General features: G+C 41.0%; 17 protein-coding genes and 1 pseudogene. 8 read left to right on the top strand and 10 right to left on the bottom strand.

Going from position 1 to position 12901, the window contains the following annotated elements:
- Window positions 1-151 precede the first annotated feature (151 nt).
- Window positions 152-448: a hypothetical protein gene (locus tag HWQ58_RS10460; RefSeq protein WP_292861346.1), complete on the top strand. Its 297-nt coding sequence runs from the start codon at window positions 152-154 to the stop codon at window positions 446-448.
- A gap of 411 nt (window positions 449-859) precedes the next feature.
- Window positions 860-1780: an alpha/beta hydrolase gene (locus HWQ58_RS10455; RefSeq protein ID WP_292861342.1), complete on the top strand. Its 921-nt coding sequence runs from the start codon at window positions 860-862 to the stop codon at window positions 1778-1780.
- Window positions 1781-1788: 8 nt separating this feature from the next.
- Here HWQ58_RS10455 and HWQ58_RS10450 read toward each other — a convergent pair whose 3' ends face one another.
- The 10 genes from HWQ58_RS10450 to HWQ58_RS10405 all read right to left on the bottom strand — a co-directional run bounded on the left by HWQ58_RS10450 (window position 1789) and on the right by HWQ58_RS10405 (window position 9715).
- Window positions 1789-3189 carry an ATP-binding protein gene (locus HWQ58_RS10450; protein WP_292861339.1) on the bottom strand — a complete coding sequence of 467 codons (1401 nt, stop codon included), beginning with the start codon at window positions 3187-3189 and terminating at the stop codon, window positions 1789-1791.
- Window positions 3190-3340: 151 nt separating this feature from the next.
- Window positions 3341-3655: a hypothetical protein gene (locus HWQ58_RS10445; protein WP_292861336.1), complete on the bottom strand. Its 315-nt coding sequence runs from the start codon at window positions 3653-3655 to the stop codon at window positions 3341-3343.
- Between the two features lie 96 nt (window positions 3656-3751).
- Window positions 3752-4081 carry a hypothetical protein gene (locus tag HWQ58_RS10440; RefSeq protein ID WP_292861334.1) on the bottom strand — a complete coding sequence of 110 codons (330 nt, stop codon included), beginning with the start codon at window positions 4079-4081 and terminating at the stop codon, window positions 3752-3754.
- A gap of 50 nt (window positions 4082-4131) precedes the next feature.
- The gene (locus HWQ58_RS10435) at window positions 4132-4902 is read right to left on the bottom strand and encodes an SDR family NAD(P)-dependent oxidoreductase (RefSeq protein ID WP_292861332.1); all 771 of its coding nucleotides are present in this window, start codon (window positions 4900-4902) and stop codon (window positions 4132-4134) included.
- Between the two features lie 6 nt (window positions 4903-4908).
- The gene (locus HWQ58_RS10430) at window positions 4909-5196 is read right to left on the bottom strand and encodes a hypothetical protein (protein WP_292861328.1); all 288 of its coding nucleotides are present in this window, start codon (window positions 5194-5196) and stop codon (window positions 4909-4911) included.
- Complete coding sequence (gene arsS / locus HWQ58_RS10425; RefSeq protein WP_292861381.1) at window positions 5175-6161, bottom strand: arsenosugar biosynthesis radical SAM (seleno)protein ArsS; 987 nt, start codon at window positions 6159-6161, stop codon at window positions 5175-5177. The genes HWQ58_RS10430 and arsS overlap by 22 nt, the downstream gene beginning before the upstream one ends.
- Before the next feature lie 64 nt (window positions 6162-6225).
- Window positions 6226-7191, bottom strand: coding sequence for an inorganic phosphate transporter (locus HWQ58_RS10420; RefSeq protein ID WP_292861325.1), 966 nt, complete (start codon window positions 7189-7191; stop codon window positions 6226-6228).
- Between the two features lie 140 nt (window positions 7192-7331).
- Window positions 7332-8300, bottom strand: a complete 969-nt coding sequence (arsM, locus tag HWQ58_RS10415) for an arsenosugar biosynthesis arsenite methyltransferase ArsM (protein ID WP_292861322.1) — start codon at window positions 8298-8300, stop codon at window positions 7332-7334.
- 260 nt (window positions 8301-8560) lie between these two features.
- Complete coding sequence (locus HWQ58_RS10410) at window positions 8561-9235, bottom strand: response regulator transcription factor (protein ID WP_292861319.1); 675 nt, start codon at window positions 9233-9235, stop codon at window positions 8561-8563.
- Between the two features lie 192 nt (window positions 9236-9427).
- A complete protein-coding gene (locus tag HWQ58_RS10405; RefSeq protein ID WP_292861316.1) occupies window positions 9428-9715 on the bottom strand; it encodes a Mo-dependent nitrogenase C-terminal domain-containing protein in 288 nt (95 codons plus the stop codon).
- A gap of 658 nt (window positions 9716-10373) precedes the next feature.
- Between HWQ58_RS10405 and HWQ58_RS10400 the strand changes: the two genes are divergently transcribed.
- The 6 genes and pseudogenes from HWQ58_RS10400 to HWQ58_RS10385 all read left to right on the top strand — a co-directional run bounded on the left by HWQ58_RS10400 (window position 10374) and on the right by HWQ58_RS10385 (window position 12861).
- On the top strand, window positions 10374-10562 hold the full coding sequence (locus HWQ58_RS10400; RefSeq protein WP_292861313.1) for a hypothetical protein: 189 nt from the start codon (window positions 10374-10376) through the stop codon (window positions 10560-10562).
- A gap of 42 nt (window positions 10563-10604) precedes the next feature.
- Window positions 10605-11105 (top strand): annotated as a pseudogene (locus tag HWQ58_RS38415) (CHASE3 domain-containing protein); the annotation flags it as partial.
- Entirely contained in the window at window positions 11102-11269 is a 168-nt protein-coding gene (locus HWQ58_RS38410; protein WP_366837711.1) for a BA14K family protein, read from the top strand. The pseudogene HWQ58_RS38415 and the gene HWQ58_RS38410, both read left to right, overlap by 4 nt.
- Entirely contained in the window at window positions 11241-12098 is an 858-nt protein-coding gene (locus tag HWQ58_RS38405; RefSeq protein ID WP_366837709.1) for an ATP-binding protein, read from the top strand. Before HWQ58_RS38410 ends, HWQ58_RS38405 begins: the two co-directional genes overlap by 29 nt.
- Before the next feature lie 15 nt (window positions 12099-12113).
- On the top strand, window positions 12114-12542 hold the full coding sequence (locus HWQ58_RS10390; protein WP_292861307.1) for a response regulator: 429 nt from the start codon (window positions 12114-12116) through the stop codon (window positions 12540-12542).
- Between the two features lie 70 nt (window positions 12543-12612).
- Window positions 12613-12861 (top strand): response regulator, encoded by a 249-nt coding sequence (locus tag HWQ58_RS10385; protein ID WP_292861304.1) that lies wholly within the window; start codon window positions 12613-12615, stop codon window positions 12859-12861.
- Window positions 12862-12901 lie beyond the last annotated feature (40 nt).

Below are 12901 nucleotides of genomic sequence, written 5' to 3'. Positions count from 1 at the left end.
ATATTTTTTAAAAATTTACTATAATATTCACAATTTTCCAATTCAGATTTTTGGAATAAATATAGGGTGCGTTAGCAAAGCGCAACACACCATACATATACTCTAAAATTTTGAATTTTGAATTTTTGAATTGTTATTGGTGGTTGTCTAAGTGAAAATTATTGTTTACTGTAAATACTTTAATTTCAAAAATCCATTAGATAAACCGAAAATTGAGACGTTTGTAGTAAATGTATCTCAAATCCCGAAGATAGGTGAAACAATTGTAGTCGAAAGAATTTCACCCCAAAAGCAGTTTGTAATTATCTTTGAGTACATTGTGACAGCAGTGCAATTTAATGCATCTAGGGAATCGGTTGATGCAGTAGATGCTCAGGTAAACGCATTTTTGAACCACTGTTGGGAGGGAACATCAAATTTCAAAGTTACAAACTTTTTAGAACAATAATCTTTCACCACAATATATGATTGAGTAAATAAACGTAACAGCTTTAATCCTGTTGGTTCAGGTTCATTAGGGGTGTAAGGGTTTAAGGGTTTAAGGATGTAAGGGTGTAAGGTGAAGTCCTTTGGATTGAAACCAAAGGACTTCACGGTTGCCCTTCTTAGGCAGGGCTAAAGACTCATGCGGGTGGTTGGGGCTAGTTCTTCCCCCCCTACCACCATGCAACCCCTACACCCGTCCCAACGGGGCTTGGTAATCAGTTGGCAAAACCAGCATCGCATTTTGCAATTTTTCCAAAGCTATGTCTACTTCTTGGCACTTTTGTCTAGTTGTTTGGGGAACTCGTACTTGGAAAAAGGAATAGATGTTGACTTTTTAGTAGCTTGTTGGGAGAATACGTAAAAAATTAACCAGATGATTGACCATAGCGATCGCCTAGCTTCTCGTAAAGAAGGCAGATTCCAAGGTGTTGGAGGACTTGAACTGTATTACCAAAGCTGGCATCCAGAGGGTAAAGCCCAGGCAATATTAGCCATTGTGCATGGACTCGGAGCGCACAGCGATCGCTACAGTAATATAATTGAGCATTTGATACCCAAACAATACGCTGTCTACGGCTTAGACTTGCGTGGTCATGGACGCTCACCGGGTCAGCAAGGCTATATCAACGCTTGGAGTGAGTTTCGTGAAGACTTGGGAGCTTTTTTACAGTTAATTCAGACTCAGAATCCTGGATGTCCAGTTTTTCTTTTGGGTCACAGTTTAGGCGCGGTGATTGTCTTAGATTACATTCTGCGCTATCCTCAACAAGCATCATTATTGCAGGGTGCGATCGCTCTTGCGCCAAGCTTGGGGAAAGTAGGGGTTTCACCTATTCGGGTACTTTTAGGAAAAATGCTCTCACGGGTATGGCCACGTTTCACCCTGAATACAGGCATTGACATCAGTGCTGCTTCACGAGATCCGCAGGTTTTAGCCGCGATCGCTCAGGATACAATGCGACATACCCGTGCTACTGCCCGTCTAGCTACAGAATTCTTTGCAACAGTTAATTGGATTAATGCTCATGCAGGTGATTGGCAATTACCATTATTGATTCTGCATGGTGGCGCAGACCGAGTAGCTTTGCCGGAGGGAAGCGACATCTTTTGCCAACGGGTAAACTGCAAAGATAAGCTGAGAATTGAGTACCCGGGAGCCTATCACGAAATTCAGAGTGACCTTAATTATCGAGAGGTAATGGCTGATTTGGAAGATTGGTTAGAGCGACACCTACCATCTGAGGTAGTGCAGTTAGGACGGGGAAGCGCTGAGTTAGAGTTTCCTAGTTCTTAGTATCCTGACTACAACCTTCTTTCTATCAACCGTCTAGTCAAATCTTCGATTACATTTATACTCAGTTCAAATCCATTAAAAATCGTAAACAAAGGGCTAACAGCCTGATTAACGTACTGTGCTAACGCGGAGCGAGGTGTTTCAAGCGGTAGATTAACTAACGCCAAAACTTCATCTTGATATGCTGAACCTTCTGACCAAACAGAACGCTCTTCATTTGCCCAAGAACTAAGTCTACGTCCCCGCAAGCCAGTCCATTTAAATGCAAAAGCTAATTGCGTTTTTTCTGGCTCACAACCCATTGCCTTTGCAAACTCAATACCAACTGCTATAGCTTCAGGCGTTCTAATTACAGGTAGAGCAAAATCAAGAACTGTCATGGGTGGGGGTGCGTAATTCTTAACTGACATATCATCTTCTAATGCTCGCCTCAAATAAAATTTACCCTTTGGATCGAACCGCATGAAGTCAATGTGCCTGCTCCAACCTGAACCCAGACTAAAAAGAGGCGCTTCCCAAGCTTCGTTATAAACATAAGGTTGGTCTTTATCAAGAATACCTCGACTGTCTAGCCACACAGGCCAACCAGTATATTGAGGATTGTTGAAAGCCAAAAGATTAAGGAATTGCGTATTTGCAGAGTGTTGAGGCACTTCTCCGATAATTATTAATGCTACCTGCCAAGTACCATGCTCTGGTAAAGTAATACTACGTTCTTTAACTACGGTGTTAAATCTTTCTTCACTTTCTTGAAGATAACATCGCAGTCTATCTTCAATTGATTCCTCTGGTTGTATTCCTTGTGCAATTGTGGAAGCCAATTCACGGAGCAGAGAAGGCGTGACACCACCAAGATGGCGGCGTAAAAAACGACCAATATCTGCTTCACGATTCTCAAAGCATAAATTCATGATACGTTCCCAGTCATTACAGCGAGGTTCTGAACTGCTAAAAGTATTATTTGTATTCAGACTTCGCACGTAAACAGTATGAGCTTTAATTAGATCCTTACCTTGCTCATCCTTTAACCCAGCTTTTGCTGCTACAGGTGTTATAAATCCAGAAGGAATCTCTAATGCTGGATACTCTTGACCATCTTTTTTAAGATAATGAATTTTTACTTCAAAAGGTTGACTGCAAAATTTACTGGCAATAGACTGAATAACATCAGGATGAAAACTTTCTCTTGGATTTTGATGCGCTCCCTGAATATCAGGAAAACCATCATTGTTGAAACCAATCAAAAATATACCTCCATCATTATTTTTGAGGGCAATGCAAGCCTTGGCTATCTTCGCCATACCCTCTTTAGATTGAGGATCGATCCATCTTTTAATCTCTACAGATAAACTTTCAGATGGATTTAAAACTAAATTATTAAAGAAATCCTGATTATAAATACTTCCCATTTTCAGCTTTAAATTTACTATCAAGCAAGGTACATTAGCACCAGAGTAACGCACCTTTATCTATTTAAGTATGTTTGTACTATAAAATTTGTTACGAAAGTGCGATCTATAAAACGCAGCAGGATATTAGTATCTATGAGGTATACCACTGTTAAGGATGATCCTCGTAAATACTCTCACGAGTCACAGCATAATCTGACAGCACTGCTAAATTTGACCCAACACATAGCGCAAATTCGTCAGCTAACTTATCTGCAACGACTTCAAACTCCTCATTGTTCAGTTGACTCTGTGTCTGAAGCTTTGCCATCAACTGAGCGCATTTTCCTTCTTGGCTTTTGCACTGTTGCTCTTGAAAGATTAGCTCTTGAAGATATTCACTGGCTGAACTATAACCGCCTTTAGCTACTTGTTCTTCGACAAAGACTTTCATCGACTCAGGTAAAAAAATCTGAATGTTAGTCATACCTTGAGATATCTGGTGGGCGATTTTATCTACTACGTTAGCACTGCGATCGCATCCACTTCTATCAAACAGGCGATCGCATATTAAAATGTAGAGTCAGTTATTTAGATTATCTGAAAAATAGGTTGCTGAGGATTGAGAGTTTTTTCCAACCAAAATAGGTTCTCCCTTTACTCCTCCACGGGTAAGAGTACAAATCTTATAAAGGTTTTCACACTCAAAGATTGCCAGAACTAGCTCTTTCCCAGTTTGATAAGAGGATGGTAAAGGTTTCCCTACCTCGCATTCCATATCAATTTCGTTATCACGCCACTGTAACTTCCAAATACGCTTTTCGGTTATTGGTGCTTTAAGAGACTGAGCAAGAGCACTATATACCTGCTCTGCTTTGATATCATCCTTGGCTGCTGGCACAAAAAACTTCATAGGCTGAGGTTACAAATAACGTAGGTTTCATTAGCACCAGCGTAACGCAGTTACCAAGGCAATCTGCTTCCATCCCACGAGAAAAAGTGTCCACTATCACCTGCTTGAAGCTGTTCGATGACAGCCAATAATTGGGTAACGGTACGTTCCACTGAAAATAATTGTTCCGCAGGTATATTTCCCTGGAAAGGACGGGAAAGGCGGGTATCAGTTGTACCCGGATGCAATGTTACTATTAATGCTTTCGGACAACTTCTTTTATACTCAATTGCCGCATTTCGCATCAACATATTGAGTGCTGCTTTAGAAGCCCGATAGCCGTACCATCCACCAAGTTGGTTATCGCCAATACTGCCCAATTTAGCAGAAATAGTGGCGAACACACTGCGTTCTCCATGACGAAACAGAGGCAATAAATGTTTAGCCAGTAAGACAGCACCAATACTATTTATCTGAAAGTAGCGCAGCAAATTTTCTGAATTAATTTGTCTTAAGCTTTTTTCAGGTTGCAAAGTATCTTCATGCAACAGTCCTACACAGTTGACTACTAAATGCAGTTTGTCAGCTTGAGTAGATATTTTTTGAACGGCTTCAATAATTTGCAACTCGTCAGTAATATCCATCTCCAAACAAATTAATCGCTCAGGATATTCGTCTGCAAGAGCTATTAACTCTGAGGCCGATTCCGGTTGACGAGAAGTTGCATAAACTTTAGCTATCTTGTCATCTTGTAGCAATTTTTTCACAAAACCCAAACCAATACCTTGGCTGGCTCCCACAATCAAAGCATTGACATGATTAATTTCATCGATAAAAGACATATCAATTTAGGTAACTTGTGGAGGTATTTGATATTCATAGCGAGAGACAAAATAAGCACCAACTTGTCTGTCGCTGTGATAACGGAAACCAAAGCCTTCATATACTGCTCTCAGGGGCGGACGCGAATCATCGTAATCTAGACGTAAATAACGTTTACTAAGTGTTTGTGCGTGTTCAACAACCCAAGCCAGCAGTATCGAACTGCAAAGCGATGTACAAATGCTGACTCTTCCTGAGAGATGTCGGGCCAGAAAAGTAAATACTCTAGTTCTTAGAGCAAAGCGCCACCACAACTAGAACCACACCCAGCAGTACAACCATAGCAATAAGCAGCAGTTTGTACCTCACTAATCAGGTCTAAATTGCCAGTTTCTAACAATTTGCCAACAGTCAAAGTTTCACCATTGCGAATTTTTGCAGGCAAATTCATCATTTGGTTAAAGTCACAATCATATACATTGCCAAGATAGTCAATTGAAAGTTCATCGCGACACATTAAATGTTCAACTGTACTGGGATTAAAATGCGACTCTAAAAACTGCAAATAGCTAGCGTACAGTTTTCTCCGTTCTAAATGCATTTTGGTTCTACCAACTGGTAGGTTGGTAAAGGTGAAGAGGTTGTTAAACACAATATTAAAATGTTCTTGTAAGAACATTTTGTAATCTTGTTCTAGGTTGCTCTGTTCGGGAGCTAAAGAAAATTTTTCATTGGTGGGCAACTGAGGATTAAAAACCAAGTCCAAAATTAAATTTTGGTCTTTACCATAGCCGAGTTGGTTAAGCCACTGCAAAGCTTTGACTGAACTATCAAAAACACCAGTACCGCGCATTTTATCAACATTATCTGCTAAGTAACAGGGTAGAGAAGCCACAATTCTTACTTGATGTTTAGCAAAGTATTCTGGTAAATCACCAAATCCATCTTCAAAATAAATGGCCAAATTAGACCGGACAATCACTTGTTTATCAGTTGCTTTTGCTGCTTCTACCAGTGGCTTAAATCCATAATTCATTTCGGGTGCACCACCAGTCAAATCCACAATTTTAATGTCGGGAAATTTATGGATTAGTAAAATCAATTGTTCGCAAATTTCAGGAGAAAGTTCTTCTGTACGTTTTGGCCCGGCTTCGACATGACAGTGTGTACAGGCAAGATTACAACGCTTACCTAGATTAATTTGTAAAACAGTGATTCCTTTTTTGGTCAAAGGTGAACTGAGTTTATTTTTAAAGGCTGTAACTACTGTATCTAGTATAATTTTTGTTTGAATTTGCATTAGTTACTACTCCTAAACAATTGCACAACAATATTCAATTTTTTTAACCTTGCAATAATCTGTAGGTGATTGCACTAATAATTGCAGCAGTTGGTAAAGTTAAAATCCACGATAGTAGAATCTGATAAAAAACACGAGTATTAGATTTAGATTTTTTGCTAATTAATCCTACACCAAAAATAGAACCGACTGAAACGTGAGTGGTAGAAACTGGAAGCCCAAACCGAGTAGCTGCAATCACCAGAACCCCAGTTACTATATTTGCTGATAAGCCTTGAGTAGGATTCATTGAGGTAATCTTTTCACTCATGGTTATTGCAACTTTTTGAGAGTTGAGTAAACCGCCAAGTGCCATTGCGATCGCAATCGTAATCATTCCTCCCTGAATCGAGAAATATTCAATAATTAGGATGAGTGAAACAATCTTAGGAGTATCATTTAATCCTCTAGCAAAACTGACAATTCCAGCGCTCAAAAAATGGCAACCATCAATCATTTTTTGGTTGACTGGTAGATGCCATTTTGAATTAATATAGCCAGATAAGCTGTAAATTCCTGCTCCCAGGGGAATAGCAATGATTGGACTGAGTAATAAAGGCAAAATAAAGGAAGTTCCTAAAGCTGCAAAATTAACTTGTAGTCCGATCGCCACTAATCCAGCACCAACCAGCGCACCTGTTAAACTGTGAGTTGTGGAAATGGGAAACCCCATGAGGGTCGCAATGATTACAGTCAATCCAGTAGCGATCGCTACTGCCAAATGAAACTCTGGAGCATTAGCGATCGCATCAGGTAATAGTCCTTTTCCAGAGAAATTTTTGATTAATGCTCCTGCCAAGAAAGTTGCAGTTATTGCACCAGCAAAAGTTGTAAAAGTTGCCCACAAAATTGCTGTTTGATAACTGCTAGTTCGGCTACCAAACAGCGTTGCTACACCTTTAAAATTATCATTTGCTCCTTTTGAATATGCTAAAAAAAGCGTAGCTAAAAACAGACTAATTAACAACATTTTGGATTTTATAAAGAAGAAGTCAGAATTCAGAAATTAGAATGTAATTAGTGAAAGATTCAAATTGTGCATTCATTACCCAGTCGCACAGAACCATTCTAAATTCTGGCTCCTGACACCTGAATTCTTTCTTAGATAAATTAACAGCAGCCACCACCGCTATAGTGCCAGGTTGAATGGGTAACAATTATTTCTGCTGGCTTACTAGCAGCAAGTTTAGCAGCAGTTTTATCACACACCGCCGCCGGAATACCTAGCTGAAGTATATGACCTGCTGAATCGTCAAAGAAGGGTTCAGAACCAGCATAAATTGCCGTTTTCCCAGTGAAAATGCAAGCACCATCTTCTGGAATTGCAACTTTAAATGAGACAGAATCCAGACTTTCTAAAAGTAGGTTTTCTTCTAAATTATAAGTCTGGGAATCTAATAGGCGATAAGGACGACGGGCACGAATTTCAACTTGACCAAAACCAGCATTTATAATCCTTTCAGTATACTCTTGATATGTGAGTGCGCCTGATAAACACATAGCTCTCAGTCGCTCATCTTCTTGAAGATGTGCTGGAATGGGACGAGTAGCAATTGGATCGCTCATCTGCAAGCGTCCACCTGGTTTTAATACCCGATATGCTTCTTTTAAAGCACGAGTTAAATCTTCTGGTTCAAAGATGTTGAAAAGGCAATTTTGTGCCACGATATCAACGCTAGCATCAGCAACAGGTAAGTTAAAAGCATCACCTTCGCAGATTTGTACAAAGCTGGTGTTAAACCAGGGGTTTTCTTGAGTAGCAATTTCCAGATTACGTGCAGCTGCTTCCCGCATGGCCCCAACCGGTTCAACGGCAATTACAGCACTTGCATAACGGGAAAAATAAGCGAATTGCAACGCTTCTAAGCCGCCACCAACGCCGACATACAGCACAGTAGGTTGGTTTCCTAGTTCGGTGGGGTGAACAGTAGTGCCACAACCATAATTCATTTCTTGCATTGGCAAAGGAATTTTCAATCCTGGTAGTTGCAGAGGCGTACTTTGTACACAACAAAGTCCAACTTGCGGGGTTTGGGCAACTTCACGATAGAATTGCGCTGCTGTTTCTAGATAAGTCATGCCATTTTGGGTTTTGGATTTTGGATGATTACAGCTTTGTGCATCCTAATATAATTAACTCTAAGTTGGATGAGTTTCTGCTGAGATTGCCAAAAACGCCAAATCTTCCTATGATAGAAGATTTTGGAGTTTTAGCATTATTTTACACTAGAAGGCGGACAAGGGGAGCAGGGGAGCAGGGGAGACAAGTCTCTCCCTTATCTCTCCCCTTTTCCTTGTCTACCTTGTCTTTTCTCAATGCCCAATGCCCAATGCCCAATTCAATCATGCAATGTGTAGCCAACACCGATCACAGTTTGAATGAGGCATTTTTCGTTATTGGCTTCAAGTTTCAGGCGCAGGTAGTTAATGTAAGGTTCAATGATGTTGGCATCGCCTATGAAGTCGTAACCCCAGACTTCCTCTAAAATGCGATCGCAGCTAATTACCTGTCGCGGATGGGCCAGCAAATATTCTAGTAAATCAAATTCCTTAGCAGTTAACTCAATTAACCGCCGATCTCGGTACACTTCGCGCGTGCGACGATTTAAACTTAGGTCTTCAAATTCTAAAACATCTGCGTACTCTGCTTGGTTGCTTCTTCGCAGGTGAGCGCTGACTCTGGCTAATAATTCATCAACGCTGAAGGGTTTAACGAGGTAATCATCAGCACCAGCGTCTAAGCCTGCAATGCGATCGCTCACTTCATCTTTGACGGTTAATAAGATGATCGGCACTTTATCAACAATACTTCGCAGGCGGCTGTAAATTTCCAACCCCGACAAACCTGGCAACATCCAGTCTAAAATTACTAAATCCAGATGTAACTCACGCGCTGCGGTGAGTGCAGTCAATCCATCGTAGGCAATACTGACTTGATAGCCTTCATAATTCAATTCCAATTCGACAAATCGTGCCAGTTTGACCTCATCTTCAATCAGTAAGATGTGCGTCATGATGATGTTAATGATTTCAGCAGGATACGGTAAGCAACAATACGGTCTGGAAACACTTTAGTGAGGTGTCAGCTACTTAATAGCTAAACATCTAATTAGGTGTACGTTAGCTTAGTATAAACCTGAGTAAGTAACAACCGTAAGTCTGCAATTACCGATCGCACCTCGATCGAAGAACAATCCAACTGACTATCAGCAATAAGCTGTGATATCTTCACCGCAGTCATCGGCAAGATAACAGAGCGCTCTAAAACGCAAACCAACTACTTCTTCGTATAGTGGATTTAATTTACACATCGGTGAAATATGAAATAGCTTCCGACCAAACAGCGTAATGTCTCGTTCAAAGGGACACTGAGCAGGAATAGCTTTGCATAGGAAATGAGCCAATTTGGAGTTATGAATTTCTATTGTTTCCAACCACTTGCGGACTGGGTGCAGTAGATCGTTGTGTAAGTGAACTTGAATAAAGCTTGTCATAATTTTTCACCTTGATAATTTCAAACTAGATTGAGTTTTTTGTATTTGAACCTTTATAAATAGATACAGTTAGGTTTTGTAGTTTTATGCACTTATTACTTTTTCTTTAGTTCTCTACAGAGGTAGATGGAGTACTGTTAACTACACATTCAAGTACTACAGCTCCTGATAATTTGTCCTGACTTTTCACTTTATATTGAAAAACCAACCTAAAACTTAACCCCCTAACCTTTCCCTCGTAGGGAAGCTCGATTTTCAGGGCAAAAATGTAGATAGGACAGCGCTTTTTGGCAAATTGGCACTATTTGACAAACATTTCGCCTCAATCCATTAACGATGCAGAATTTTTCAGGTCACTGACAGTACTTTATGTTTCTATCTAATCTACGTATTTATTAATCAATTTAATATCAAGCTAATTATAAGTAAAGGTTTTTAAGTGCAATTACTGCTGCAATTAGCATATTAATGTAATTAATGCAAGCGAAAATATCGTGAAAATGGCTACGGAAATATACTGAATAATTTAACAAAATTTATTATTTGCCTTCTTATGTCTCAGAAAATATACGCTCACAATCATTAACCAATATAGATATCCTTTATTAGAGCTAATTCGCTCTCAAAGTTAAGAAACTTGGTATCAGTTACTAAAACTATGACGAGTAGTTGGGCTGCTAGTTACCCTTCTCACCCTTCTCTTTCAAAGACGGGAATGCGTGACGATCCTAGCGGCGCTAACGCAGCGATCGCAAAGCGTCTCATTGGCGCAGCTTCTGGTAGAGAAAAGAAAATAGCCACTAGAGAGCGACTGTTATCGTTCTACAGGGCTGGCTCACCGTTTTGACCAATTTAGCCAGCAGCTACTTTTTTAACTAGGAAGGTAAAAATGGAATGGGCTATTTACAAAAAGAATACAGGCAGTTTTGTAATAGCAGTCGCAATTATGACTGGTGTTGGCATAATCTCATATCTTAGTTTGCTTCAGTATAGAGAAAACTCTCAATGGGTAACACATACACGCGAGGTGCTTGAAAAGACAAAAGATGTAATGTCACAGATCAAAGATGCAGAGACTGGACAACGGGGCTATCTTCTCACGGGCAAAGAACGCTATCTGGAACCGTATCGCACTGTAACTGGCGAGATTGCTGAGAAACTTCAGGCTCTGCGCAAATTAACTATAGATAACCCCAATCAACAGCGGCGGCTCGATCGCCTTGAACCCCTGATTGCTAAAAAACTGGTTTTGATTGAACAGACGATTAACGCTAGGAGCAAAAATTTAGAATCCGCGCTGCAAATAGTTCAGACAGATCGGGGTCAGCAGATTATGGAAGACATCCGAATCCTGACCACAGCTATGGAGAATGAAGAGAATGAGTTATTGAAACAGCGATCGATGAAGGCGAACGCCAGCGCTCATCAAACAACTTTGCTGACTATTTTTGGCAGCATTATCGCTTCTGTTATCGTCGGTTTCGCAGCCACAATCACCAATCAGGAACTTATCAAACGCAAACGGATGGAAAATTCTCTGCAAAAGGCTCGTGATCAGTTAGAGATAGAGGTTAACAAACGGACTGCCGAACTTAGAAACACTAACGAAGAATTGCAAACTGAAATTAATGAGCGCAAAAAGGCGGAGTCAGAGATTCTGCGCCTGAACGTCCAGCTTGAGCAGCGAGTTGTAGAACGCACAGCACAACTCGAAGCCACTAACAAAGAGATGGAAGCATTTAGTTATTCTGTGTCTCACGACCTGCGGGCCCCCTTGCGGAGCATCGACGGCTTTAGCCAAGCACTCCTAGAAGATTATGCTGACAAGCTGGACGCACTAGGTCAAAACTACCTCCAACGAGTGCGTGCAGCCACCCAGCGGATGGCACAACTAATCGACGATTTACTGAATCTGTCACGATTAACGCGTAGTGAGATGCGTTACGAAAAGGTCGATCTCAGCGCATTAGTGGAGGCGATCGCTACAGAGTTGCACAAAACCCAACCAGAACGCCAAGTAGAGTTTATCATTACGCCGGGATTGGTTGCTAATGGTGATGCTCATCTGTTACGGATCGTGCTAGAAAACCTGCTGGGTAATGCGTGGAAGTTTACAGGTAAACATCAAAAAGCCCGAATAGAATTTGGGCTTTTACAACAAAATGACACCCATGTGTATTTTGTTCGTGATGATGGCACTGGCTTCGATATGGCCTATATTGACAAACTCTTTGGTGCTTTTCAGCGCCTGCACGCCATGACTGAGTTTGAAGGCACTGGCATCGGACTAGCTACTGTGCAGCGGATTGTTCACCGTCATGGTGGCCGTGTCTGGGCAGAAAGCGTAGTAGAGCAAGGCGCAACATTTTACTTCACCCTTTAAATCGAGGAATACAACATGATTTTACTTGTAGAAGATAATCCTGACGATGAAGCGCTAACCCTACGCGCACTGAAGAAAAACAATATTATGAACGAGGTAGTAGTGGCACGGGATGGGGTGGAAGCTCTAGATTATCTCTTTGGTAAAGGTGTGTACGCCGATCGCGACATGAACGTTATGCCCCATATCATCCTCCTGGATTTGAAACTGCCCAAAATGGATGGTCTGGAAGTTTTACGACACCTGCGAACCGACGACAGGACAAAAATCCTTCCCGTCGTGATTCTCACTTCGTCCAAGGAGGAACAAGACTTAATCAATGGTTACAGCTTGGGAGCCAACAGCTATGTTCGCAAACCAGTAGACTTTTCTCAATTCAGTGAAGCGGTGCGACAACTAGGATTGTACTGGTTTGTCTTAAACGAATCACCGCCAAGGATATAGCTTATACCAATCCTCCAAAATCAGGTTATAGACGCAAGGCTGACTTTCTTAATTACGAATTACGAATTACATGGGTATACCACTGCGCGTATTACTTGTTGAGGATTCAGAAGACGACGCTTTGTTGCTGCTGCGTGAACTACAACGTGGTGACTATGAAGTAACCTTTGAACGGATTGATACACCCACAGCCATGAAAGCTGCGATCGCAGAGCAAACATGGGATATCGTTATCTGCGATTATTCTATGCCCACCTTTAGCGCCCCTGCTGCATTGAAGCAGGTTAAGGAAAGTGGACTTGACCCCCTGACTATCTAATTAGTATTTAAGAGCTTGAGACTCAAGCACAGCGAGAAGT

The organism is Nostoc sp. LPT, from assembly GCF_017115165.1.
Classification (GTDB): Bacteria; Cyanobacteriota; Cyanobacteriia; order Cyanobacteriales; family Nostocaceae; genus Nostoc.
The sequence above is the reverse complement of the archived record's forward strand: the minus strand, read 5'-3'. Positions and strand labels throughout refer to the sequence as shown.